Genomic DNA, 25,115 nt, shown 5'->3' with positions numbered 1-25,115 from the left:
AACCGGCGTCCCCGACCGACCCTCGACCTCGACACCCCAGCCACCCGGCTGAACCAGCTGCTCAAGGCAGCTGAAACCACCCGCGTTGCCTAGACCGCTTGACTTTGCCGCCCAACGAAGGTGCCAAACTCACAGTTCGGCGGGTGTTGTGGGCGTGGTGAGCGGGGCATGGTGGATGGGGCGCGGGGCGGGTATCTTTCGGAGGAGATGACACGCGCCGTGTCGGTTGCAGGAGGTGGCTCCATGTCGATGAATCCCGAACCGGGACGGCCCCTTCCGCCCGACGACTTCGGTGCCCCGCCGCCCGAACGCGCGGATGCCCGGCGGCGGCTGGAGAGAAAACGCAAGCTCGTCGGCGACATCGTCCTTACGTGGTGGTCAACGCGTTCCTGGTCGGGGTCTGGGCGGTCACCGGGAGGGGCTACTTCTGGCCCGGCTGGGTGCTCGCCGGCTGGGGCGTAGCGCTGCGGCTCGACGCCTGGAACGCCCTCTACCGTCGGCCGATCACCGAATCCGACATCGATCGAGAACTGCGCGGCGGGCGCTGAGCGCCGCGGCGATCCCCTGCCTTAGGCGGCTGCACCTCGCGCCCCGCGCCTACACGCCCTGCGTCCCGCACGCATTCGCCCTGAAAGGAGGCTGACATGAACAACAACGGCCTTCCCCCGATCGAGCGGTGGTGGCCTCCGCTGGACGTCACCTTCAAGCACGAGATCCTCGCCGACCTGGATGCGCAGCTCAGCCCGGCCGCGCTGGCGGCCGTGTACGCCCTCGCCGGCACGGCTCCTCCGGCCGATTCGGGTGCCGTGCGGCTGTCCTCCGGGGAGCAGAGCTACATCCGCACCCAGGTCGAAGCCGTCGACTGAGCCTCTCCGCCTCTCCGCCGTGCCGCCGCGGTGCCGAGCTTGCCTGTTGCGGTCGAGTTGCCCAGATTCGCCGGTCAAACTCGACCGCAACAGGCAAACTCGGCGGAAATGCCGGGCGGAAATGCCGGGCGGAAATGCCGGGCGGGGAAGCAGCGGGACGGGAAGCAGCACGGGCCGCCCCGAGGGGCGGCCCGTGCTGCCGTGTCTGTCCTGCGGGGGTGCTAGTCGCGGGCGATCGCGAAGATGCGCAGCAGCTCCACGTACAGCCAGACGACGGTGACCATGATGCCGAAGGCGCCGGACCAGCCGAACTTGCGGGGGGCGCGGTTGTTCACGCCCCGCTGGATGAAGTCGAAGTCGAGCACCAGGGAGTACGCGGCCATGATCACGGCGAGGACGCCGATGATCAGGCCGAGCGGGATGCCCATGAACTCGGCGCTGCGCAGGCCGAACGGGCTGTCGAGGGCGCCGAAGGCGACCAGGCCGAAGTTGACCAGCGAGAACACCAGGTAGCCGACCATCGCGATCATGAAGACCTTGGTGGCCTTCTTCGAGGCGCGGATCTTGCCGTTCGCGAACAGGGCGAGCGTCACGCCGACGACGACGAGGGTGGCCAGCACGGCCTGCACGACGACGCCCGGGTAGAGCTGCTCGAAGATCACCGAGATGCCGCCGACGAAGAGGCCCTCGGCGACCGCGTAGGCGAGGATGAGTCCCGGGGACGGCTCCTTCTTGAACGTGTTGACCAGGCCGAGCACGAGGCCGACGATCGCACCGAGGATGGGCAGGAACATCATGCTCGGCGTGAGGAACCACGACGCGGCGGCGGCCACGAGGAGCAGCGCGAAGCTCAGCGTCGTCTTCGCGATGGTGTCTTCGTAGCTCATCCGGTCGGTGTCCTGGGCGCCCGCGGCGGGGGCGTTGTACAGGTCCTGCAGTTCGGTGGGCGAAAGTACCTTGGTCGAGGCCAGCGCACCGGGCGCGCCGAAGGCGGCGTTGCGCGAGAAGGCGGGGTTGGAGGTTGCCATGGTTTCCTGGCTCACATTCGGTCGGGTGTCGGCCGGCGCCACGTCGGCGCCGGGGGATGTTCCACGTTGATTCTATTCAGACACGCTGGGCATCCGCTCGGAAATGCCCGGTACGGGCCTAATTGACGCCAGCCAGGCGGCCGCCCAGGCGCAGCCGACGGTCACGATCGCGCCGATCAGCAGGCCCAGCCAGTTCTGGCTGTACTCGCTCAGCGTGAACTTGAGCAGGAAGACCGTGACGACGAGGGGCAGCACGGCGAGGTAGCTCAGCGCCGGGCGGTGTCGCACGAGGAGCCAGCCGGCCAGCAGCACGACCCACGCCCCGGCGAAGTCGGCCCCGCCGATGAGCACCAGGCCGGCCACCAGGCCGGGCACGATCACAACGAGGCGCCGCCAGAGCACGCCGGGGAGCACCAGCCAGCCGGTCAGCTGCACCGCCGGTCCGAGGAGAAGGAAAAACAGGCTGTACGTGCTCGTCAGGTTGGTGGCGGCGACGCCCAGCACCACCGCGGCCAGGCCGGCCAGGTAGCGCCCGCGATAGCCGCCCCGGCGGTGCACGCGCGTGGCGGGTTCGATCACGATGGTCACGCGTCGATTCTGGCAGTCGCGCGGCTAATCTTGGGGAATGAAACCGATCGTCATTGGCCACCGAGGCGCGAGCGGTTACCGGCCGGAGCACACCCGTTCCGCCTACGAACTGGCCTTCGCGCTCGGCGCGGACGCGGTCGAACCGGACATCGTGGCCACCCGCGACGGCGTGCTCGTCGTGCGGCACGAAAACGAGATCTCCGGCACGACGGATGTCGCCTCCCGCGCCGAGTTCGCGGACCGGCGCGCGACGAAGCTGATCGACGGTAAGGAACTCACCGGCTGGTTCACCGAGGACTTCACCTGGCCGGAACTCAGCACCCTCCGCGCCCGGGAGCGGATCCCCGAGATCCGCCGGAGCAGCGCCACCTTCGACGGCCGGTTCCCGATCCTGCGCCTGCGAGACGTTTTCGAGATCATCGACCGGGCGGCCCAGCATGAGAAGCGGGCCTTCGGGATGGTCGCCGAGATCAAGCACGCCACCTACTTCGACTCGATCGGCCTGCCCCTGGACGAGTTGTTCGCCGAGGAGGTGAACGCGGCCGGCTGGAACGGGGCCGACGGGCGCCTCACGATCGAGAGCTTCGAGCAGGGCGTGCTCGACGGGATCTACGCCCGCGGCATCTACGGCAAACGGGTGTACCTCATCGAAGCGCGCGGCAAACCGTTCGACCAGGTGGCGCGGCTCGGGGCGAAGGCCCCGCATTACGCCGACTACCTCACCGGGGCGGGCCTCTACGGGCTCAGCGGCCGGGTCGACGGCATCAGCGTCGACAAGTCGCTCATCCTCGAGACGGATGAGGCCGGGAGGGTCCTCGGCGCCTCCGATCTCGTCGACCAGGCCCACGCCGCCGGGCTGGAGATCTACTGCTGGACCCTGCGGCCCGAGAACCGGTTCCTGGCGAAGTCGTTCCGGCGGGGCCGGCTGAAGGCCGACTACGGCGACTGGCTGACGGAATTCCGGACCATCATGCGCACGGGGATCGACGGGGTCTTCGTGGACCACCCCGACCTCGCCGTGATGGTCAGGGACGAGCTCTGACGCGGCCGCGTGTCGGAGGCAACACCTAGAATTGACAGTGATATGACGACCCCCATAGCCCCGGACAGCGCCCCCGCGACCACGGCCCCCACTGCCACGCCCGTGATCATGGACGGGCCGATCATGGACGGGCCCGGCTTCGGCCCGGGTGCCGCCGGCGGAGAGGGATACCGGAGCCCGTTGCTCGACGGGCTCAACCCCCAGCAGCGCGAGGCCGTCGAGTACCGCGGCCCCGCACTGCTCATCATCGCCGGCGCCGGCTCGGGCAAGACCAGCGTGCTCACCCGCCGCATCGCCAGCCTGCTCGAGACCCGGGAGGCCTGGCCCAGCCAGATCCTGGCCATCACCTTCACCAACAAGGCCGCCGCCGAGATGCGGGACCGGGTCAGGGCGATCCTCGGCCAGGGCGCCGACGGAATGTGGATCTCCACCTTCCACTCCTCCTGCGTGCGCATCCTGCGCCGGGAGGCCGAGAAGGCGGGCCTGACGAGCACGTTCAGCATCTACGACTCCGCCGACACCAAGGTCACCCTCAAACGCATCATCAAGTCCCTCGACGCCGACACCCTCGGCTTCACCCCCGGCAACGTGTCCGCGAGAATCTCCAAGCTCAAGAACGAGCTGGCGGATGTCGACTCCTACGCCCGCAACGCGAACATGAGCGACCCGCAGGAGGTCATGTTCGTCGAGATCTTCCGGCAGTACACGAGCCGGCTGCGCGCGGCCAGCGCCCTCGACTTCGACGACCTGATCGGCGAGACGGTCTACCTGTTCCGCGCCTTCCCCGCCGTGGCGGCGCTGTACCGGCGACGGTTCCGGCACCTCCTGGTCGACGAATACCAGGACACCAACCATGCCCAGTACGCGCTCGTCCGCGAGCTCACCCGGCCGGTCTCGCGGGAGCTGGCCGAGGAGATGGAAGCGGACGGCGTGCACGTGCGCAACCTGCGCGACGCAACGGGCGCGATCCCCGGTGCCTCGCTCACCGTCGTGGGCGACTCCGACCAGTCGATCTACGCCTTCCGCGGCGCGGACACCCGCAACATCAGCGAGTTCGAACGCGACTTCCCCGGCACGAAGGTAATCCTGCTCGAGCAGAACTACCGCTCGACCCAGAACATCCTCTCGGCAGCCAACGCCGTGATCGGCCACAACTTCGACCGGAAAGAGAAGAAGCTGTGGAGCGCGGGCGGCGACGGCGAGAAGATCGTCGGCTACACCGCGTACTCCGGCCACGACGAGGCCCAGTTCGTCGCCGACGAGATCGAGGTGCTCCACCAGGCCGGGATGGCCTACCGCGACATGGCCGTGTTCTACCGCACCAACGCCCAGACCCGGGCGCTGGAAGAGATCCTCGTGCGCGCCGCCGTGCCGTACCGGGTCGTCGGCGGAACCAAGTTCTACGAACGCGCCGAGATCAAGGATGCGCTCGCCTACCTGATCTCGGTCGCCAACCCCGTCGACGAACTGGCCCTGCGGCGCATCCTGAACACCCCCAAGCGCGGCATCGGCCCGGCCACGGAAACGCAGCTGGCCAGCTTCGCGGAGGCGAACCAGATCACCTTCCGGCAGGCCATGCGGAACGCCGGCGCGCTGGGGCTCGGCCCGAAGGTCACCGGGGCCATCCTGGCGTTGTCCACCCTGCTCGACGAGGCCGCGCTCAAGCTCGACCCGGCCAGCCCGGCCGGCCCGGCGAACGTCTCGGAGCTGCTCACCTTCCTGCTCGACGGGAGCACCCTGCTCGCCGGCCTCCGCAACAGCCGCGACCCGCAAGACGAAGCCCGGGCGGAGAACATCGAGGAACTCGTCGCCCAGACGAAGGACTTCAACCGGGAGAACCCCGACAGCGGCCTGGTCGACTTCCTCACCCAGGTGTCGCTCGTGGCCGCCGCGGACGACCTCGACGACGCATCCGGGACCGTGTCGCTGATGACGCTGCACACCGCGAAGGGCCTCGAATACGAGGCCGTGTTCCTCACCGGGGTCGAGGAGGGGCTGCTGCCGCACCAGATGTCCGCCGGCGAACCGGGCGGACCGGCCGAGGAACGCCGGCTGTTCTACGTGGGCATCACCCGCGCCCGCCAGCGGCTCTACCTGTCTTTGGCGATGACCAGGGCCCAGTTCGGCGACATCAACGTGGCGATGCCGAGCCGCTACCTGCAGGAGATCCCGGTCGACCTGATCGACTGGAAGCAGTCGCCGGGCATGGCGAACTCGCGCGGCGGAACCCAGCCGCGCGCGCTGAACGCCCGCCGGGACGGTTTCGGGGGCGGATTCGGCAAGCGGGACGGCACGCCGCCGGGCCTGCCGCCCGCGCCGAAGCCGAAGACCGAGTGGGCCAACCGGGTCACCGGGACAGTGCGCGACAACGGCGACCTCACCCTGGCGGCCGGCGACCGCATCCGTCACGTCGACTTCGGCGACGGGCGCGTCAACCAGGTCACCGGTGACGGTGCCAAGCGGATCGCGCACGTGCAATTCGACACGGCGGGCGCGAAAAAGCTGCTGATCAAGATCGCCCCGATCGAGAAACTGTAGTCGCCCGGGGCGAGGGCGAGGGCGTGGGCGGCGAGAGGCGCGAGAGGCCGGAAACCCTGCTCGAACGGATCACGTCGCTGCGGGCCCTCGATGTCGAGGTCGCCTTCCGCGCGACCGTGGCGGTCCTGGTGCCGCTGATCGTGCTCGTGGCACTGGGGCGCGTCGATCTGGCGCCCTATGCGGCCTTCGGGGCGATGACCTCGCTCTACGGCCGGAGCGAGCCCTACCGGGTGCGCGCACGCACCGTGAGCACCGCCGCGCTCGTCCAGCTGGCCTCCATCGCCCTGGGCCTGATGATGGCCGTTGCCGGCGCGCCCGTGCCGGTGGTCGCGGCCGGCCTGCTGCTCGTGATCACCGTCGGCATCCTCGTCGCGTCGACGGTCGGACTCTTCCCCGGCACCCCCGTCTTCTTCGTGTTCGCCTACCTGGTCTGCGCCGAGGTGCCGACGCCGGCCGATGAGGTGTGGCCACGGATGCTGCTGGCCGCCGCGGCCGCCGCCTTCGCCTGGCTGCTCGTCATGTCGGGCTGGGTGATCCGGCGGTTGGCCGGTGACCGCTCGACCGACCTGTTCAAGCGCCTCCCGCGCGAGGGCCGCCTGCACTCCGCCGCGTACCGCGACCGGCAGGTCTGGCTCACGATCGCGCAGAACCTGGTGGGCGTGCTCGCCGCCGGCGGGATCGCGCTCCTGGTGGGAATCGGGCATCCCTACTGGGCCGTCGTCAGCGTGGTGGCGGTGCTCCCGCCGCCGCACGCGCGGCACTCCACCTCGCGGGCGATCCACCGCATCATCGGGACCGCGCTCGGCGTCGTCGTCACCGGGCTGGTGCTGCTGCCGGGCCCGCCCGTCCAGGTGCTGATCGTCGTCATCGCGATCGGCCAGTTCGGCGCGGAGATCCTGGTCGGCCGGCACTACGGTGCCGCGCTGCTGTTCATCACGCCGCTCGCCCTGACCGTCGCGCACCTGGCCGGCCCGGTCGACGTGCCCACCCTCCTCGTGGACCGGCTCGTCGAGACGGCGCTGGGCGGCACGATCGCCATCCTGATCCTGCTGGTGGCCAGGGCGGCGGCCGCTCGGCGCGGCGACAAGCGGCCGGCAGCGGCCTGACCGGCAGCAGCCTGACCGGCAGGGCGGGCGCATCGGAAGCCCACAGCCGGTTCTCAGCTTCCCGATAGCCGTTCGATTGCCTCGGGGATGATGCTGGCTCTCATGAGCATCGACACGACCAGGAGACGCCCCGCCCGCGCACCGTCCGCGCCGCCAGTGCACCCGGCGTACCAGCGGCGGATGCGCCTGGCCGACACGCTGCAGGTGCTCAGCGTCGTCTCGGTCGCCCTCGTCATCGCGATCTTCCTCGCCGACGGCGGCGCCGTACGGTTCACGACGCCGGCCGACGCGCTCACGTCGCTCGGCATCCTGAGCGGGCTGGTCGGCAGCGACCTTCTGCTGGTCATGCTGCTGCTGGCCGCGCGTCTGCCCCTGATCGACCGTGCCTTCGGCCACGACCGGGCCATGGCCGTGCACCAGTCCCTCGGAAAGCCCGCGCTCTACCTGCTCCTCGGCCACGGCGCCCTGCTGATCGGCGGCTACGCGCTCGCCGACAACTCCACCCTCCCGGCGGAGGTGTGGACCATGCTCACCCAGCTTCCCGACATGCCGCTCGCCTTCGTCGGGCTGGCGCTGCTGGTCACCGTCGTGGTCAGCTCGATCGTCGTGGTGCGCCGCCGTTTCCGCTACGAGGCCTGGCACGCCGTGCACCTGCTCGCCTACGCAGCGGTGCTCGTGTCGATCCCGCACCAGCTGAGCGTCGGCGGGCTGCTCCGCGACGGATCGATCCAGCGCTACTACTGGCTGGCCCTCTACGCCGGGGTCGCCGGCTCGATCCTGCTGTTCCGCTTCATCATCCCGACGGTGCGCTCCATCCGGCACCGCCTCGTTGTTGCCGGCGTCGACCGGGTCGCCCCCGGCGTCGTCTCCATTCGCCTCACCGGGCGCGGACTCCGCAAGCTGAACGCGAGCGCGGGCCAGTTCTTCATCTGGAGGTTCTGGACGCCCGGCCTCTGGTGGCAGGCGCACCCCTTCTCGCTGTCGGCCGCGCCGGGCGGAGACTCGCTGCGGATCACCGTTCGCGGCCTCGGCGACGCCTCGGCCGCGCTCCCCACCCTGCCCACGGGCACCCGGGTGAGCTTTGAGGGCCCCTACGGACTGTTCACGGAACGGGCCAGGACCTCGCCCCGGATCGTGCTCGTGGCCGCGGGCATCGGCGTCGCGCCGATCCGCTCGCTGCTAGAGAGCGCGTCGTTCGAGCCGGGCGGCGCGACGGTCATCCTGCGGGCGCCGTCGCCGGGAGAGCTCTACCTTGCCGACGAAATGGCCGCGCTGTGCGCTCGCCGCGGGGCCACCCTGCGGGTCATCGCCGGGCACCGGCCGGCCGGCGTCGACAGCTGGCTGCCGGTGGATGCCGCGGCCGCCGGCATCACGCTGGCATCCCTCGTGCCGGACGTGGGCGAGGCGGACGTGTACGTCTGCGGGCCCAGGCGCTGGACCGACGCGGTCGTGGCCGACGCCCGGGCGGCTCACGTGCCGACCCGGCAAATCCACTACGAAAGGTTCGACTGGTGAGAAAGCGAGCATCGGCCTTCGCCGCTCTGGCCTCCGTGGCGGTCCTGGCCGCAGGCTGGGAGCTGGGCGTCCAGGCCGGCGTCCTGTCGCCGGCGGGCACGGCGGCGGGCACGTCCGACTCCTCGGGTGCCGCCTCGCGCGGCGGCGCTCCCGCAGCTGCCGCGCCGGCCGCAGCGGCCGCGCCGTCCGGCACATTCACCGGCTCCGCCGTGCAGACCCGGTTCGGCCCCGTGCAGGTGTCGGTGACCATCGCCGGGGGCGCGATCACCGACGTCACCGCGCTGCGGCTGACCGACCGCGATGGCAAGTCGGTGGCGATCAGCAATCGGGCCGCGCCCGTGCTCCGCGAGGAGGTTCTGTCGGCGCAGTCGGCCTCGGTGCAGAACATCGGTGGCGCGACCTACACGACCGAGGGGTACCTCCAGTCCCTGCAGTCCGCCCTCGATGCCGCGAACTTCTGATCCCGGCGGGCGTCCCTCGCTCACGTTCGAGTCGATGGGAACGGTCGTCAGCCTGCGGCTGGCCGACCCTGCCGGCGACGCCGGCGAGTCGGTGCGCCGGGCGGCCCACGCCGCGGCCCGGGACACCTTCCGACGCTGGGACGAGCGGTTCAGCCTGTACCGGGCAGACTCCGAACTCAGCCGGATCGCCCGGGGCGACATCCGTCTCACCGACGCGAGCCGGGAGCTGCGCGACTGCTATGCGCTGGCCCTGGACTGGCGTGATCGCACCAACGGGGTCTTCACCCCGCACCGGGCCGACGGCGTGCTCGACCTCTCCGGGATCGTCAAGGCGCTGGCGATACACGAGGCCGGTGGGGTGCTCGCCGGTCTCGGCCTGGCCGGCTGGAGCATCAACGGGGGCGGGGACATCCTGGTCGGCGGGCGCCCGACGCCGGGCTCGGACTGGATGAGCGGGATCGTGGACCCGCTGCACCGAGGCGCCGTGCTGGCCGGCGTGCCGCAGACCGGGCGGATGCGCGCGGTCGCGACCTCGGGCAGCGCCGAACGCGGGGAGCACATCTGGACGGCGCTGCCCGGTGCGCCCTCGCCCTACCGGCAGGTCAGCGTGTTCGCGGGCGACATCGTCACGGCGGACGTGATCGCCACGGCGATCGTCGCCGGCGGCGAGAAGACGCTGGACGAGAGCACCGACCGCTGGTCGATCGAGGTGCTGGCTGTGCTCCGGGACGGCCGCCTGCTCGCCACGCCCGGGCTCCGCCGCCCCGCCTCCTGACCAGCCCGCGGCGCGCCGGAAGCGCCTTGCCCGGGCCTGGGGACGGGCGTACCGTGGCTCGCGCGGGGGAGCCTTCCCCTCCGCCGGGAGCACGTGAGGAGTTGTGATGATGGCAAGCGACCCGGACGCGCTGTGGCCCAGGCGGCCCGGCCTCGGCAGCGAGGGGGTCGACGAGAACCGTGAGGTCGACGACACCAACCTGACCCTCGACGAGGACCTCGCGGGCGGCGAGGACGAGAACGACGAGTGGGCGACCGACGCCGACGAGCGCCCGGTCGATCTGGATCGCGAGGATCGCGAGGATCGCGACGAGGATCGCGACCAGGGCGAAGAGCAGGACTGACCGGGCAGGCGCTTCAGGGCTCGTCGCCCGGGTCGAGCGGATGCTCCAACTCGTCTCGGGACATCCGGAAGATGACGATCGCACTCAGCGCGAGGACCGGCGGCACGAGTCCGGCGACCAGGAAGGCCGGTGCGAGGCCGATGGCCTCGCCGACCGGCCCCGCGAGCGCCATCGAAACCGGCATGAAGGCCAGAGAGACGAAGAAATCCAGGCTCGATACCCGGCCGAGCATCGCCGGGGGGACCCTCCGCTGCAGCAGGGTGCCCCAGATCACGGTTCCCGCCTGGAAGGCGAACCCGACCAGGAAGAGCGCGACGATCATGACCCACAGCTCGGTTGTCAGCCCGATGACCGCCAGGGGCACGCAGCCGAGCCCCCAGAGTGCGTTCATCACGGTCAGGTAGCGGCGCGGCAGCCGGCGCGAGGCGACGACCACCGATCCGGCCGCCCCGCCGATCCCGAAGGCGGCCAGGGCCAGGGCGAAGCCGCCCGGTCCGCCGCCGGCCTGGTCCTTCACTGCGAACGGCAGCAGCACCTCGATCGGCCCCATCAGCACGAGCACCAGCAGGGTGAAATAGGAGAGCGTGCCGAGCAGCCACGGAGTCCTGATCATGTAGGCGAAGCCCGCGCGCACATCCACGAGCACCGCCAGAAACGGATGCTGCCGGGGCGCGTCCGGGGCGGGCGGCTCACGGCGCAGGGCCGTGGGGCGCAGGAACGCGAGGGCGACGGCGGCCAGCAGCTGGGCGCCGGCAATCAGCGCGAGGCGAAGCCCGGCGAGGAGGCCGCGATGGCGGCGCTGGCGACGGCGGGGCCGGCCGCCTGCATGACCATCGGCCGCAGCACCCCCTCGACGCCGTTCGCGGCGAGGAGTTCCCCGGCCGGGAGGATCGAGGGCAGCAGCGCCGAATAGGCCGGGTAGAAGAATCCGTCGGCCACGCCCAGCGCGAAGGAAATGACGGCCAGGTTCCAGACGTCGACGGACCCCGTGAACGCCAGAACGGCGGCGACCGCGATGACCACGGTCTTGGTGGCCTCGACCGTGACCATGATCCGGCGCTGGGGGATGCGGTCGGCGGCGACCCCGCCGATCAGGACGGCCGCGAGCAGACCGGCTGCCGAGCCGGTGGCGACCACCGAGAGCTCGATCGGGCCTCCGCCGAGCTCGATCACCTGCCAGACCACGGCGACCAGCCACATGCCGGCACCGAACAGCGACAGCGTCATCGCGCCGATCAGGATGCGGTACTGCCCCTCCGGGAAGGGCCGCGCGGCCCGGGGCAGCCCGGGCCGACGGCGCGGAGGCGTGCCCGTGGCGGCGTCATCCCTCATGGCGAGCGTGGTCCTTCCGGCCGCAAGTGCGACCTGTCCATGATTCCGTGCCGCCGCGCAGGGCCGCAACCGCCGGGCCGGGCCGCACTCCGGCGAATCCGGCCGGGCCGCGGCGGGTTCAGCGGGGCGACCGGACGCGGCGAACCAGCAGCGCGATGCCGCGCCAGCCGAGCAGGAACACGCCGAGGACAAGCACGGTCACGATCGCGAAGCCGGGCTGCACGCCCTGCCCGCCCACCAGGCGCAGCGCCAGTCCGCCCGCGGCGGTGCCCAGCCAGATTCCGATGCCGGTCCAGACGATCCGCCGCGGGCTGCGCCACGCCCGCATGACCAGCCAGCCGGCGAAAAGCCCGCCGAGGAACGGCCAGAGCGTGTTCAGGACACCGAGGAGATCCTCGCCGTGGCTGGCTCGCCCGATCAGCACGAACGCGAGCACGAGGGCGACGTCGATGGCCGCGGCGAATATCATCCCTCCATCCTCCCGCGAAACCGCAGTTGTGCGCGTTATCCGGCACGTATAACGCGCACAACTGCGGTTTCGCGGTTAGACGGCGGTGCCGATCAGGGCGCCGATCGCGTAGGTGACAACGAGGGCGAGGCTGCCTCCGAACACGATCCGGCCGATGGCGCGGCCCTTCGGACTTCCGCCGAGGTGGGCGCTGAGCCAGCCGGTGATGACCAGGGCGATGGCGACGGAGACGAACGTGGCCGGCACGCGCCACTCGGGCGGCGGGAGGAGCGCCGACAGGAGCGGCAGGATGGCGCCGACGGTGAAGGCGAGCGCCGAGGCGAACGCGGCGACCCACGGGTTGGACAGTTCCTCGGTGCCGATGTGGAGTTCCACCTCGAGGTGGGCGCCGAGTGCGTCGTGCTCGGTCAGCTCGACCGCCACCTGCCTGGCCGTCTCGGGGCTCAGCCCCTTCGCCTCGTACAGCCCGGCGAGTTCAGCGAGCTCCTGTTCGGGCATGTATTCGAGTTCGTAGCGCTCCTTGGCGATCAGCGCCCGTTCGGTGTCCCGCTGGCTGCTCACCGACACGTACTCGCCCAGGGCCATCGAGATGGCGCCGGCGAGCAGGGCCGCGACGCCCGCGATCAGGATCGCAGCGGAATCCGTCGTCGCGGCGGCGACACCCACGACCAGCGCGGCGACGGACACGATGCCGTCGTTGGCGCCAGCACCCCGGCCCGGAGCCAGTTGAGCCGGGACGCGTGTCCGGCCGTGTGCGGGTCTACGCCATGTGCCTGCTCAGTCATGGGTACAGCAAATCACCCCGGGGATGCCCGCGCCAGCGACGCGCGGTATGCCCCGGCCAGGCCGCCTGCCGACGGCGGCGATTAGCGACTGTTTGGCCCGGACTGTAGAGTTTGACCGGGCCGTATGTCTTGATGTCAAGCTAAATCCGACATCGACCGCGTCGCCCGACACCCCTCACCATGCACGAACGCTATGACGCGGATTGGAAGAGCAGCGTGGATCTTTACGAATACCAGGCAAGAGACCTGTTTGAGCAGTATGGAGTGCCGGTGCTTCCGGGAATCGTCGCGGACACACCCGAAGAGGTGCGCGTGGCCGCCGAGAAGCTGGGCGGCGTCGTCGTCGTCAAGGCGCAGGTCAAGGTCGGCGGCCGAGGCAAGGCCGGCGGCGTCAAGGTCGCGAAGACCCCGGATGACGCGGAAGCAGCTGGCCGCGCCATCCTCGGCCTCGACATCAAGGGCCACACCGTCAACCGGGTCATGGTCGCCGGTGGCGCGCGCATCGCGCAGGAATTCTACTTCTCCGTGCTGCTCGACCGGGCGAACCGCTCGTACCTCTCGCTCGCCAGCTACGAAGGCGGCGTGGAGATCGAGGTCCTGGCGGTCGAAAAGCCGGAGGCGCTCGCCTACGTGTCGATCGACCCGCTCGCCGGAATCGACCTGGCCAAGGCCCGGGAGATCGCGATCGACGCGAAGTTCCCGGCCGAGCTCGTTGACAAGGTCGCACCGATCTTCGTGCAGCTCTACAGCGTGTTCACGGGCGAAGACGCGACCCTGGTCGAGGTCAACCCGCTCGTGCTCACCGAAGAAGGCGACATCATCGCCCTCGACGGCAAGGTCACGCTCGACGAGAACGCCGGCTTCCGCCACCCGAAGCACGCGTTCCTCGAAGACGCCGCGGCGGCCGACCCGCTCGAGGCGAAGGCCAAGGAGAACGACCTCAACTACGTCAAGCTCGACGGCGAGGTCGGCATCATCGGCAACGGCGCGGGGCTCGTCATGAGCACCCTCGACGTCGTCGCGTACGCGGGTGAGAACCACGGCGGAGTGAAGCCGGCCAACTTCCTCGATATCGGGGGCGGAGCATCCGCAGAGGTCATGGCTGCCGGCCTCGACGTCATCCTCGGCGACCCGCAGGTCAAGTCGGTCTTCGTCAACGTCTTCGGCGGCATCACCGCCTGCGACGCCGTCGCCAAGGGCATCGTGGGCGCGCTCGCCGAACTCGGCACGTCTGCGAACAAGCCGCTCGTCGTGCGCCTCGACGGCAACAACGTCGACGAGGGCCGCCGCATCCTGGCCGAGGCCAACCACCCGCTCGTCACACTGGCCGCAACGATGGACGAGGGCGCCGCCAAGGCCGCCGAACTCGCCCACGCCGCGAAGTAAGGATTCCGAGAATGTCAATCTTCCTCAACAAGGACTCCAGGGTCATCGTCCAGGGCATCACCGGCGGCGAGGGCACCAAGCACACCGCCCTCATGCTCAAGGCCGGCACCCAGGTCGTCGGCGGAGTGAACGCCCGCAAGGCCGGCACCACCGTGGTGCACGGCGACGTTGAGCTGCCCGTGTTCGGCACGGTCGCCGAGGCGATGGAAAAGACCGGCGCGGATGTCTCCATCGCGTTCGTCCCGCCCGCCTTCACCAAGGACGCCGTGATCGAAGCGATCGACGCGGGCATCCCGCTGCTCGTCATCATCACCGAGGGTGTCCCGGTGCAGGACTCCGCCGAGTTCTGGGCCTACGCCCAGGCCAAGGGCAACAAGACCCGCATCATCGGGCCGAACTGCCCCGGCATCATCACCCCCGGTGAGGCGCTCGTCGGCATCACGCCGGCGAACATCACCGGCAAGGGCCCGATCGGCCTCGTCTCCAAGTCGGGCACCCTGACCTACCAGATGATGTACGAACTGCGCGACCTCGGCTTCTCGACCGCGATCGGCATCGGCGGCGACCCCATCATCGGCACCACCCACATCGACGCCCTCGAGGCGTTCGAGGCGGACCCGGAGACCAAGGCGATCGTCATGATCGGCGAAATCGGCGGCGACGCCGAGGAGAAGGCGGCGGACTACATCCGGGCGCACGTCACCAAGCCCGTCGTCGGCTACGTCGCCGGCTTCACCGCCCCCGAGGGCAAGACCATGGGCCACGCCGGCGCCATCGTCTCCAACGGGGCCGGGACCGCCCAGGGCAAGAAGGAGGCCCTTGAGGCCGCCGGGGTCAAGGTCGGCAAGACGCCGAGCGAGACCGCCACCCTGCTGCGCGAGGTTCTCGCCGCGCTGTAAGGAAGCATTCAGCGGATGGGCCCGGCGTTCTCGCCGGGCCCTTTCGCGTGCGCCATACTGGTTCCTATGGAGACTTTTCTCACCCTCTTTCTCACCGGATTCGTCCTCGTCGGCGCCGCTCTCGGCGTCGCGGCGATCGTCGCGATGATCAAGGAGCCGTACCGCAAGTAGAATCTCCGTCGAATTCGCACGCACCGGTCGCGCGTGCCCGGTGCGGCCGGATCGGCGGGTAGGCTCAGAGGCCGATGAACCGCTTAACGACAGCCCTGCTCGCCGCGCTCGAGGCGCTCATTGTCGTAGCCATGGGCATCGGCATCGCGCTCGTGCCCCTGACCGTGCTCTGGGCGACGCAGGTGGACCGGGGCCTCGACTGGATCGTCTTCTGGCGGGCCGCCGCCGACGCGTGGTTGCTCGGCAACGGGGTGGACCTCCACGTGCAGCTCGGCCCCGCCGTCGTCTCCGCGCTCGGGATGCCGGCCGCCCTCGAGCCGTTCCCGGTCACCATCGCCTTCCTCGGCGTCGCCCTGCCGGCCGTCGTGCTCGGGGTGCGAACGGGCCGCCGCGCCGCCGCGACCCCGCACCGCTGGGTCGGTGTGCTCTCCGCGATCTCCGCCTACGGCCTGCTCGCCACCCTGGTCACCCTCTCGGCGGGCACCGAGCTCGTGCGTCCCTCCGTGCCGCAGGGGATGATCCTGCCGACCCTGGTCTACGCGTCCGGCGTGCTGGTGGGCTCGGAGCTGGGCTCCGGCGCCCGCGGGATCCGTGAGCGGTTCGCGGACCTGCCGAAGACGGCCCGCGCGGTCGTCGCGGGGGCGCTCCGCGGAGGGAGCGCGGCGGCCGTCGGCGTGATCGGGGTCTCCGCAGTCGCCGTCGCCGTGCTCACCCTGATCAACTACGCGACCATCATCGGCCTGTACGAAACCCTGCAGTCCGGGGTCCTGGGCGGCATCATTCTCACCCTGGCGCAGCTCGCGCTCATCCCGAACCTCGTCATCTGGGCCGCGGCCTGGTTCGTCGGCCCGGGCATCGCCGTCGGCGTCGGCACAAGCCTGTCGCCGGTCGGGACCGCCCTCGGCGCGGTCCCCGGGCTCCCGATCCTCGGCGCGCTGCCGCACGGCACCCTCGAACTCGGGTTCGTCGGTCTGGTCGTGCCCGTGCTGATCGGCTTCGGCGCCGCACGGATGACCCGCCGCAGATCCGAGGGGACGGATGCCCCGCTGCCGGGTGCAGCGGAGCGCCTGGTCACCGGACTGTCGATGGGGCTCGTGGCCGGCATCATGCTCGGGCTGCTCGCCTGGTGGTCGGCCGGTGCGATCGGCCCCGGCCGACTGTCGATGGTCGGACCCGACCCGTTCCTGGTCGGCGCCCTCGCCGCTGTGGAGGTCGGCCTGGCCGCCGGCCTCGGCATGCTGGTCGGTGGGCGCCCGGCGATCGTACGGGCCGAAGGGCGCTCCTTCGCGAAACGGTAAGCTCGAAGGGTGCTGTCACTGGTCGTTTTGATCTCCGGCGGGGGATCCAACCTCCGCGCCCTGCTCGAGGCGTCCGAGGACGCCGAGTTTCCCGCGCGGGTCGTCGCGATCGGCGCCGACCGCGACGCCGACGGACTCGCCCTCGGCGAAGAGTTCGGCGTGCCCACCTTCACCGTCCCGTATTCCTCGCACGCCGACCGGGAGGCCTGGGGAGACGAACTCCTCGCGCAGATCCAGCAGTGGCAGCCGGACCTCGTCGTGCTCAGCGGCCTGATGCGCCTGCTGCCGCCGCGCGTCGTCGCCGCGCTCTCCCCGAACCTGGTCAACACGCATCCGGCCTACCTGCCCGAGTTCCCCGGCGCCCACGGCGTCCGGGACGCCCTGGCCGCGGGGGCCGGCCAGACCGGGGCCAGCCTCATCGTCGTCGACAACGGCGTCGACGAGGGACCGATCATCGCGCAGGAACGGGTGCCCGTCCTGGCGGGCGACACCGAGACCACCCTGCACGAACGCATCAAGACCGTCGAGCGTCGCCTGCTGGTGCAGGCAGTGCTCGACATCGCCAACGGACACGTCAACCTCAAGGAGCTTTCCCACACATGAGCGGCCACACACAGAGCACCGCAGCGAGCCTCTACCGCGACCGGGACGTCATCCCCGTGCGGCGCGCCCTCATCTCGGTCAGCGACAAGGCCGGCCTGATCGACCTCGCCGACGCGCTCGTCGCCGCGGGAGTCGAAATCGTCTCGACCGGGTCGACGGCGGCCACCATTCGCGCGGCCGGCCACGAGGTGACGGATGTCTCCACGGTCACCGGCTTCCCGGAATCCCTCGACGGCCGGGTGAAGACGCTGCACCCCGCCGTTCACGCCGGCATCCTGGCCGACCTGCGCCTCGAGGCGCATGAGGACCAGCTCAAGGACCTGAGCATCGCCGCCTTCGAGCTCGTCGTGGTAAACCTGTACCCGTTCGTCGAGACCGTGCAGTCCGGCGCTGCCCCGGCCGACGTGATCGAGCAGATCGACATCGGCGGCCCCGCCCTCGTGCGCGCCTCGGCGAAGAACCACGCGAACGTCGCGATCGTGGTCGACCCGGAGGACTACCCCGAGATCATCGCCGCGGTCGGGACCGGCGGCACGACGCTGCGCCAGCGCCAGAAGCTCGCCTCGCTCGCCTTCGAGCACACCGCCGGCTACGACCTGTCGGTGTCGGCCTGGTTCACCGAGAACGTGTACGACCAGTGGGCCGACGATACCGAGACGCTCGCCGAAGGCATCCTCGAAGCATTCGACGCCGTGACCGGCGCCGTCGAGGACATCGACATCCCGTTCTTCCCGGACGCCCTGGTCATCGAGGCCACCCGCAGCGCCGTGCTGCGCTACGGCGAGAACGCCCACCAGTCCGCCGCGCTCTACGCCGGCGAGGGCGGGCAGGGAATCGCGCAGGCCGTGCAGCTGCACGGCAAGGAGATGTCCTACAACAACTACGTCGACGCGGATGCCGCGGTGCGCGCCGCCTTCGACTTCGACCAGCCGGCCGTCGCGATCATCAAGCACGCCAACCCCTGCGGCATCGCCGTCGCCGCGGGCAAGGCGCCCGATGCGATCGCGTCGGCCCACCGGCGGGCGCACGACTGCGACCCGGTCTCCGCGTTCGGCGGCGTGATCGCCGCCAACCGCACGGTCACCCTCGGCATGGCCGAGACGGTCAGCCAGATCTTCACCGAGGTGCTCGTCGCGCCGGGATTCGAGCCGGCCGCATTCGAACTCCTCCGCGCCAAGAAGAACATCCGCCTCCTGGAATTGCCGGCCGACTACCGCCGCTCCTCACTCGAGCTGCGCCAGATCTCCGGCGGCCTGCTGGTGCAGGAGTCCGACACATTCGAGGAGTTCAGCTCGGCCGGCTGGACGCTCGTGGCGGGCCCGGAAGCCGACGAGGCCACTCGCGCCGACCTCGAGTTCGCGTGGAAGGCCTGCCGCTCCGTGAAGTCGAACGCCATCCTGCTGGCGCGCGGCGGGGCATCCGTCGGCGTTGGCATGGGCCAGGTCAACCGGGTCGACTCGTGCCACCTCGCGGTGCTGCGCGCCGGTGACCGCGCGTCCGGCTCGGTCGCGGCCTCCGACGCGTTCTTCCCGTTCGCGGACGGCCTGCAGGTGCTGCTGGACGCCGGGGTCACCGCGGTCGTGCAGCCCGGCGGCTCGGTGCGCGACGAGGAGGTCATCGCCGCCGCGGCCCTGGCCGGCGTGACCATGTACTTCACCGGCGAGCGCCACTTCTTCCACTAGCCCGCGAAACCGCAGTTGTGCGCGTTATGCGCGGGTTTTAGCGCGCACAACTGCGGTTTCGCGGGGAGGGGAAGGCTTTAGGGTTGAGGTATCCGCCCGACACAATCAGGCGCCACACACCGCCCACAAGGCCACCACAGGAAGAACCATTCATGACCCTCTCGCAACCATCACTGTCGCTGGATGCTCTCGCCGGAATCCCGTTCACGCACGAACGCGTGCTCATCACCACGGGCGTCCGCTCCGGGCTCGTCATCACGGTCGCCGTGCACTCCACCCGCCTCGGCCAGGCCCTCGGCGGCGCCCGCGTCTGGCAGTACGAGAACTGGACCGAAGCCGTCGCCGATGCGCTGCGCCTCTCGGCCGCGATGACGCTCAAGAACTCGGCCGCGGGCCTCACCCGCGGCGGCGGCAAGTCCGTCATCTACCTGCCGGTCGGCACCGTGCTCACCGACGAGCAGAAGCGCGACGCCATGCTCGACCTCGGCGACGCCATTGAAAGCCTGAACGGCGCCTACATGACCGCTGAGGATGTCGGCACGAGCGCCGAACTCATGGCCATCGTCGCCGAGCGCACCCCGAACGTCTGCGGCCTGCCCGCCTCCAGCGGGGGCGTGGGCGAACCGGCCGACGCGACCGCCGCCGGCGTCTACGCGAGCCTCGTCGCCACCCTCGAGGCGCTGTTCGGCAGCCGTGAGGTGTCCGGACGCCACATCGTGATCTCCGGCCTGGGCCAGGTCGGCGGCCGCCTCGCCCGGGCGCTCGCCGCCGCCGGAGCTCAGCTGACCGTGACCGACGTCAACCTCGACAAGCGCGAGCTGGCCGAGGAACTCGGCGCCGACTGGGTGCCCGTGGCCGGAGCGCACCGCGTGCAGGCCGACCTGTTCGTGCCCTGCGGCCTCGGCGGGGTCCTCACTCCGCAGGTGATCGGCGAGCTCAATGTGCTCGGCGTCGTCGGCGCCGCCAACAACCAGCTCGAGTCGTCCGAGGGCGCCGCCGAACTGGACGCCCGGGGCATCCTCTGGGCCCCCGACTTCGTCGTCAACGCGGGCGGCGTGATCTACCTCGCGTACGCCGGCGAGCCCGGCGCCGACCTCGACGCCATCGCCGCCCGGGTGGACGCCATCGGCGACACCGTCGCGACCATCTTCACGGATGCGCGCGCGCAGGGCATCACGACGCTGGAGGCAGCCGAGCGCCTCGCCGCCGCCCGCCTCGACGCCGCCGAATAGCCCCGCACCACCCTCGCGATTCCGCAGTCGTGCACGTTATGAACGCCGAATAACGCGCACAACTGCGGTTTCGCGGGGGTGAAGCGGCGGGAAGTAGGCTGACGGGATGACGCACGCGAGACGCATTGCCCTGGTCCGGAGGCCGGCCGCGAACCTCGCCGCGGGGCAGCTGACCCACATCGAACGCACCCCGGTCGACCTGGAGCTGGCCCGCGCGCAGTGGCGCGACTACGTCGAGGCGCTCGCCGCCGCGGGATGGGAGACCCGAGAGGTCGATCCGGCCGACGAGGCTCCGGACTCCGTTTTCATCGAGGATGCCGTCGTCATGTTCGGCGACGTGGCCGTCGTCACGAGCCCGGGGGCCGAGAGCCGGCGCGGCGAGAGCACCGGGGCGGAGGCGGCCGTGCGCCGGCTCGGCGGCACCGTGCACCGGCTCGAGCTGCCGGGCACGCTCGACGGCGGCGACGTGCTCAAGGTGGGGAACACCGTGTACGTCGGCCGGAGCCTGCGCACGAACGCCGAGGGCGTGCGCCAGCTGACCGCGATCGTCGGCCCGCTCGGGTACACCGTGGTTGCCGTGCCCGTCAGCCGCGCCCTGCACCTGAAGACCGCGGTCACCGCGCTGCCCGACGGAACCGTCATCGGCTTCCCGCCGCTCGTCGACGACGAGGGCCTGTTCGATCGTTTCCTGGCCGTGCCGGAGGCCGAAGGCACCGCCGTCGTCGTGCTCGACGAGCAGACCGTGCTCATGTCGTCCGCAGCGCCCCGCAGCGCGGACGTGTTCCGCGGGCTGGGCTACGCCGTCGTGACGGTCGGCATCTCCGAATTCGAGAAGCTCGAGGGCTGCGTCACCTGCCTCAGCGTGCGGGTGCGTTGACACACCCCCGCGAAACCGCAGTTGTGCGCGATATGCGGGTGTTTTAACGCGCACAATTGCGGTTTCGCGGGAATTGGCGGTTGCGAAGCGGGGGGCGGGGGCCTAGTCTGAAAGGCTGCCTGATCAGGGGGGCAAAGACGAAGAACGACGCGCTCAGGAGGCCGACATGACAAAGACAGCACTGCTCAGGGTCGCGATGGTTGCGAACACCGGCACTGCCTTTGGCGCCTCCATCGCCGCCGCCCCCAGTGCTGCCACCGCCGGCCCGCTCACCGCTCCCTAGCGGCCCCGCGCACAGCTACCCCAACGCAGCACGTCGTCGGCGGCACCTGCCGCCCGTCACGCCGGAAGCGCACGTCTTCCGCCGCCCTCGAGCGACTTCGATCGCCGATGCCCGTTTTTCTCTACGCCACGCCCACTTTTTCAGGACCCACACAGATGACCGCACTCGCCGAACACTCACCGCCAGCCGGCCCGGACGCCCGGGAAGACGGCCGGAAGAACACCTTCCGCACCCTGCTGCGCCTCTACCCGTACGCGAAGCCGGCCGTGCCGCGCATCTACCTCGGCATGGTCTCCGCCCTGCTCGCCGGCCTCGTCGCTCTCGCCATCCCGCAGGTGCTGCAGCGGCTCGTCGACGGGCCGCTGTCGCAGGGCGACCCGAGCCGGATCTGGCCGGCCGTGCTGATGGTGCTCGCCCTCGGCGTCGTCGAGGCGATCCTGATCGCGCTGCGGCGCTGGTTCGTGCTGCGCCCCGGCACGTTCATCGAGGCCCGGATGCGCAACGGCCTCTACGCCCGACTGCAGGACCTCCCCGTCACGTTCCACGACCGCTGGCCGAGCGGGCAGTTGCTCTCCCGCGCCGTGAGCGACCTGAATCTCATCCGCCGCTGGATCTCGTTCGGGCTCGTGCTGCTCGTCGTGAACTTCCTCACCATCGTCGTCGGCGTGGTGATCCTGGTCTCGATGAACTGGATCCTCGGCGTGATCTTCGTCGTCTGCTCGATCCCGATCTGGATCTACGGCTACGTGTTCGAGGAGAAGTACTCGATCATCGCCCGGCGCAGCCAGGACCAGGCCGGCGACCTCGCGACCGCCGTCGAGGAGTCGGTGCACGGCATCCGCGTGCTCAAGGCGTTCGGCCGCGGCACGTACGCGATGAAGAACTTCGCCAGCCAGGCCGAAAGCCTGCGCGGCACGGAGATCGAGAAGGCCAGGGCGATCGCCGGCATCTGGCTCTGGCTGCTGCTGGTTCCGGATGTCGCCTTCGCGCTCTGCCTCGTCGCCGGTGTCTGGCTGGCCGGGCAGGGGCAGCTCAGCGCGGGCGAACTCGTCGCCTTCTTCGCCACGGCGACCGTGCTGCGCTTCCCGGTCGAATCGATCGGGTTCCTGCTGTCGATGACGTTCGACGCGCGCACCGCGACCGACCGGTTCTTCGACATCCTCGACGCGCCGAACACGATCACCGATCCCGAGCGTCCGGTCACGGTCGAAAAGTCCCTCGGCCGGCTGGCGTTCGAGGACGTGCACTTCCGGTACCAGGATTCGCCCGAGCGCTTCCCCGATCTGCTGGACGGCATCGACCTCGTGCTCGAACCGGGCGAGACCATGGCCCTGGTCGGGCTCACCGGCTCCGGCAAGTCCACGCTGACCGCCCTGACCACGCGCCTCTACGACGTGACGGGCGGCCGGGTAACCCTCGACGGCGTCGACGTGCGCGACCTCGGCCGTGAGGAGCTGCGCACGCACCTGGCGATGGCGTTCGAGGACGCCACCCTGTTCTCGGCATCCGTGCGCGACAACGTGCTGCTCGGCCGGTCCGAGTTCGCGGAGCCGAGCCCCGAAGCGGATGCCGTGCTCGAGGAAGCCCTGCAGATCGCCCAGGCCGGCTTCGTGCACGATCTGCCCCAGGGCGTCGACACGCTCGTCGGCGAGGAAGGCATGAGCCTCTCCGGCGGCCAGCGGCAGCGCCTCGCGCTCGCCCGCGCGGTCGCGGCCAGGCCGGCCGTGCTCGTGCTCGACGATCCGTTGTCGGCGCTCGACGTCGACACGGAGGCGCTCGTCGAGGCGGCCCTGCGCCAGGTGCTCGCGTCGACCACGGCGCTGGTCGTGGCCCACCGCCCCTCGACGGTCATGCTCGCCGACCGGGTGGCGCTGCTCGAGAACGGCCGGATCACGGCTATCGGGCGGCACTCCGAACTGCTCGCGACCAGCGAGCACTACAAGTTCGTCATCTCCAGCCTGGAGGACGAAGAACGACGAGAGTCGATGCGGAAAGAGGACTCGCTGTGAGTGTCACCGGGGTAGAGGGCGAAGAACGCCATGACTTCACCCGGGCGGAAAGCGCCCAGATCCGCCGACGGTCGCTGAGGCTGCTCGGCTCGCTGCTGCACCCGCTGCGCTGGCCGGTGGTGGGGGCCATGCTCGTCGTGGTCGTCTCCACGGCCGCGCAGGTGGCCGGCCCGCTGCTGATCGCCTTCGGCATCGACAAGGGCCTGCCGGCGCTCATGCAGCAGGACTGGATGCCGCTGGCCCTGGCCGGCGGCGCCTACCTGCTGACCGGGATCATCGGCGCGCTGCTGATCGCCTGGTACACCGTGCTGTCCGCGAGGATCAGCCAGGCCGTGCTGATCGACCTGCGGAAGCGTGTGTTCCTGCACACCCAGAAGCTGAGCCTCGAGTTCCACGAGTCGTACACGTCGGGCCGGATCATCTCGCGCCAGACCAGCGACCTCGACGCGATCCGGGAGCTGCTCGACTCGGGCATCAACCAGCTGGTGCAGGGCGTGCTCTACATGGTCTTCACCGCCATCGCCCTGTTCACGCTCGACGGGCAGAGCGGCCTCGTGCTGTTCGCCGCGCTCGTGCCGCTCATCGTGCTCACCCGCTGGTTCCAGCTGCGCTCGCAGACCCTGTTCCGGCAGTCCCGCGTCGCCTCGGCGAGCCTGATCGTGCACTTCGTCGAGACGATGACCGGCATCCGGGCGGTCAAGGCGTTCCGCAAGGAGAAGCGCAACGAGAAGCAGTTCGCCGGCCTGGTCGAGAGCTACCGCGACGTGAACGGCCGGGTCATCCAGCTGTTCGGCATCTTCGACCCCGGCCTCGTGCTGATCGGCAACGTCACGGTCGCCGCCGTGCTGCTGGTGGGCGCGTTCCGCGTCGCCGACGGCCAGCTGGCGATCGGCGCGCTCCTGGCCGCGCTGCTCTACACGCGACGCTTCTTCGACCCGATGGAGGAGATGGCGATGTTCTACAACTCCTACCAGTCGGCCGCGGCGGCGCTCGAGAAGATCTCCGGCGTGCTCGAGGAACGCCCCGGCGTGCCCGACCCGATCAAGCCGGTCGACCTGTGGAAGGCCGACGGCGACGTGCGCTTCGACAACGTGCAATTCGCCTACAAGACCGATCGGGTCGTGCTGCCGCACTTCGACCTCACGATCCCGTCCGGGCAGACGATCGCCCTCGTCGGCTCGACCGGCGCGGGCAAGTCGACGCTGGCCAAGCTGATCTCGCGGTTCTACGACCCGTCGGAGGGCCGGGTGCTGCTCGACGGCGTCGACCTGCGCGACCTGCACCCGAAGGACCTGCGCCGGGCGATCGTCATGGTCACCCAGGAGGCGTACCTGTTCAGCGGGTCCGTCGCCGACAACATCGCGATCGGCAAGCCGGATGCGACGCTGGACGAGATCACGGCGGCCGCGCGGGCGGTGGGCGCGCACGACTTCATCGAGGGGCTCCCCTCCGGGTACGACACGGACGTGAACAAGCGCGGCGGGCGCGTATCCGCCGGCCAGCGCCAGCTGATCTCGTTCGCCCGGGCGTTCCTCGCCGACCCAGCGGTGCTCATCCTCGATGAGGCGACCTCCTCGCTCGACATCCCGAGCGAGCGGCTCGTGCAGGAGGCGTTGCAGACCCTGCTGAGCGATCGCACCGCGGTGATCATCGCCCACCGGCTGTCGACCGTCGCGATCGCCGACCGGGTGCTCGTGATGGAGAACGGCCGGATCGTCGAGGACGGCACCCCGGAGGAGCTCATCACGGGCACCGGCCGGTTTGCGCAGTTGCACGCGGCCTGGCGCCAGTCGCTGGTCTAGCCGGAAGGGTGCGTGCCGGGCCGTC

The 25,115-nt window shown here is 70.4% G+C and carries 21 protein-coding genes and 2 pseudogenes; 18 read left to right on the top strand and 5 right to left on the bottom strand.

Annotated features, from left to right (window positions below; translation table 11 throughout):
* Positions 1-371 precede the first annotated feature (371 nt).
* Positions 372-548, top strand: coding sequence for a 2TM domain-containing protein (locus E3T54_RS03780; protein WP_134474627.1), 177 nt, complete (start codon positions 372-374; stop codon positions 546-548).
* A gap of 96 nt (positions 549-644) precedes the next feature.
* Entirely contained in the window at positions 645-866 is a 222-nt protein-coding gene (locus E3T54_RS03775) for a hypothetical protein (protein WP_134474626.1), read from the top strand.
* A gap of 221 nt (positions 867-1,087) precedes the next feature.
* Here E3T54_RS03775 and E3T54_RS03770 read toward each other — a convergent pair whose 3' ends face one another.
* The gene (locus tag E3T54_RS03770) at positions 1,088-1,894 is read right to left on the bottom strand and encodes a Bax inhibitor-1/YccA family protein (protein WP_092322463.1); all 807 of its coding nucleotides are present in this window, start codon (positions 1,892-1,894) and stop codon (positions 1,088-1,090) included.
* Between the two features lie 72 nt (positions 1,895-1,966).
* The gene (locus E3T54_RS03765) at positions 1,967-2,482 is read right to left on the bottom strand and encodes a hypothetical protein (RefSeq protein WP_134474625.1); all 516 of its coding nucleotides are present in this window, start codon (positions 2,480-2,482) and stop codon (positions 1,967-1,969) included.
* A 37-nt stretch (positions 2,483-2,519) separates the two neighbouring features.
* Between E3T54_RS03765 and E3T54_RS03760 the strand changes: the two genes are divergently transcribed.
* From E3T54_RS03760 to E3T54_RS03730, 7 genes are all read left to right on the top strand, one after another.
* Entirely contained in the window at positions 2,520-3,524 is a 1,005-nt protein-coding gene (locus tag E3T54_RS03760; RefSeq protein WP_134474624.1) for a glycerophosphodiester phosphodiesterase family protein, read from the top strand.
* 42 nt (positions 3,525-3,566) lie between these two features.
* On the top strand, positions 3,567-6,062 hold the full coding sequence (locus E3T54_RS03755) for an ATP-dependent helicase (RefSeq protein ID WP_134474623.1): 2,496 nt from the start codon (positions 3,567-3,569) through the stop codon (positions 6,060-6,062).
* Between the two features lie 23 nt (positions 6,063-6,085).
* Positions 6,086-7,168, top strand: a complete 1,083-nt coding sequence (locus E3T54_RS03750; RefSeq protein ID WP_241977038.1) for an FUSC family protein — start codon at positions 6,086-6,088, stop codon at positions 7,166-7,168.
* Positions 7,169-7,270: 102 nt separating this feature from the next.
* Positions 7,271-8,683 (top strand): ferric reductase-like transmembrane domain-containing protein, encoded by a 1,413-nt coding sequence (locus E3T54_RS03745; RefSeq protein WP_241977037.1) that lies wholly within the window; start codon positions 7,271-7,273, stop codon positions 8,681-8,683.
* Positions 8,680-9,144: an FMN-binding protein gene (locus E3T54_RS03740; RefSeq protein ID WP_134474622.1), complete on the top strand. Its 465-nt coding sequence runs from the start codon at positions 8,680-8,682 to the stop codon at positions 9,142-9,144. Before E3T54_RS03745 ends, E3T54_RS03740 begins: the two co-directional genes overlap by 4 nt.
* Positions 9,128-9,919 carry an FAD:protein FMN transferase gene (locus E3T54_RS03735; protein ID WP_241977036.1) on the top strand — a complete coding sequence of 264 codons (792 nt, stop codon included), beginning with the start codon at positions 9,128-9,130 and terminating at the stop codon, positions 9,917-9,919. The genes E3T54_RS03740 and E3T54_RS03735 overlap by 17 nt, the downstream gene beginning before the upstream one ends.
* Before the next feature lie 106 nt (positions 9,920-10,025).
* Positions 10,026-10,262 carry a hypothetical protein gene (locus E3T54_RS03730; protein ID WP_092322282.1) on the top strand — a complete coding sequence of 79 codons (237 nt, stop codon included), beginning with the start codon at positions 10,026-10,028 and terminating at the stop codon, positions 10,260-10,262.
* Positions 10,263-10,275: 13 nt separating this feature from the next.
* Here E3T54_RS03730 and E3T54_RS03725 read toward each other — a convergent pair.
* The 3 genes and pseudogenes from E3T54_RS03725 to E3T54_RS03715 form a co-directional block, all read right to left on the bottom strand.
* Positions 10,276-11,594, bottom strand: a pseudogene (locus tag E3T54_RS03725) (MFS transporter).
* Positions 11,595-11,712: 118 nt separating this feature from the next.
* Positions 11,713-12,063 carry a DUF3054 domain-containing protein gene (locus tag E3T54_RS03720; RefSeq protein ID WP_134474621.1) on the bottom strand — a complete coding sequence of 117 codons (351 nt, stop codon included), beginning with the start codon at positions 12,061-12,063 and terminating at the stop codon, positions 11,713-11,715.
* 75 nt (positions 12,064-12,138) lie between these two features.
* Positions 12,139-12,848: pseudogene (locus E3T54_RS03715) on the bottom strand (VIT family protein).
* 216 nt (positions 12,849-13,064) lie between these two features.
* Here E3T54_RS03715 and sucC point away from each other — a divergent pair.
* The 9 genes from sucC (at position 13,065) to E3T54_RS03670 (ending at position 25,090) form a co-directional block, all read left to right on the top strand.
* Positions 13,065-14,234 (top strand): ADP-forming succinate--CoA ligase subunit beta, encoded by a 1,170-nt coding sequence (gene sucC, locus E3T54_RS03710; RefSeq protein WP_134474635.1) that lies wholly within the window; start codon positions 13,065-13,067, stop codon positions 14,232-14,234.
* 11 nt (positions 14,235-14,245) lie between these two features.
* Entirely contained in the window at positions 14,246-15,133 is an 888-nt protein-coding gene (sucD, locus tag E3T54_RS03705) for a succinate--CoA ligase subunit alpha (RefSeq protein WP_092322276.1), read from the top strand.
* A 245-nt stretch (positions 15,134-15,378) separates the two neighbouring features.
* Positions 15,379-16,602, top strand: coding sequence for a DUF6350 family protein (locus E3T54_RS03700; protein ID WP_134474620.1), 1,224 nt, complete (start codon positions 15,379-15,381; stop codon positions 16,600-16,602).
* 9 nt (positions 16,603-16,611) lie between these two features.
* The gene (purN, locus tag E3T54_RS03695) at positions 16,612-17,205 is read left to right on the top strand and encodes a phosphoribosylglycinamide formyltransferase (RefSeq protein ID WP_092322273.1); all 594 of its coding nucleotides are present in this window, start codon (positions 16,612-16,614) and stop codon (positions 17,203-17,205) included.
* Positions 17,202-18,887, top strand: coding sequence for a bifunctional phosphoribosylaminoimidazolecarboxamide formyltransferase/IMP cyclohydrolase (gene purH / locus E3T54_RS03690; RefSeq protein WP_134474619.1), 1,686 nt, complete (start codon positions 17,202-17,204; stop codon positions 18,885-18,887). The genes purN and purH overlap by 4 nt, the downstream gene beginning before the upstream one ends.
* Positions 18,888-19,039: 152 nt before the next feature.
* On the top strand, positions 19,040-20,119 hold the full coding sequence (locus E3T54_RS03685; protein WP_092322270.1) for a Glu/Leu/Phe/Val dehydrogenase family protein: 1,080 nt from the start codon (positions 19,040-19,042) through the stop codon (positions 20,117-20,119).
* A gap of 106 nt (positions 20,120-20,225) precedes the next feature.
* Entirely contained in the window at positions 20,226-20,996 is a 771-nt protein-coding gene (ddaH, locus tag E3T54_RS03680) for a dimethylargininase (RefSeq protein WP_134474618.1), read from the top strand.
* A 438-nt stretch (positions 20,997-21,434) separates the two neighbouring features.
* The gene (locus E3T54_RS03675) at positions 21,435-23,288 is read left to right on the top strand and encodes an ABC transporter ATP-binding protein (RefSeq protein ID WP_134474617.1); all 1,854 of its coding nucleotides are present in this window, start codon (positions 21,435-21,437) and stop codon (positions 23,286-23,288) included.
* A complete protein-coding gene (locus E3T54_RS03670; RefSeq protein WP_134474616.1) occupies positions 23,285-25,090 on the top strand; it encodes an ABC transporter ATP-binding protein in 1,806 nt (601 codons plus the stop codon). Before E3T54_RS03675 ends, E3T54_RS03670 begins: the two co-directional genes overlap by 4 nt.
* Positions 25,091-25,115 lie beyond the last annotated feature (25 nt).

This window comes from Cryobacterium sp. Sr8, assembly GCF_004403225.1.
Classification (GTDB): Bacteria; Actinomycetota; Actinomycetes; order Actinomycetales; family Microbacteriaceae; genus Cryobacterium; species Cryobacterium psychrotolerans.
This window is presented reverse-complemented; position numbering and strand designations above follow the sequence as displayed.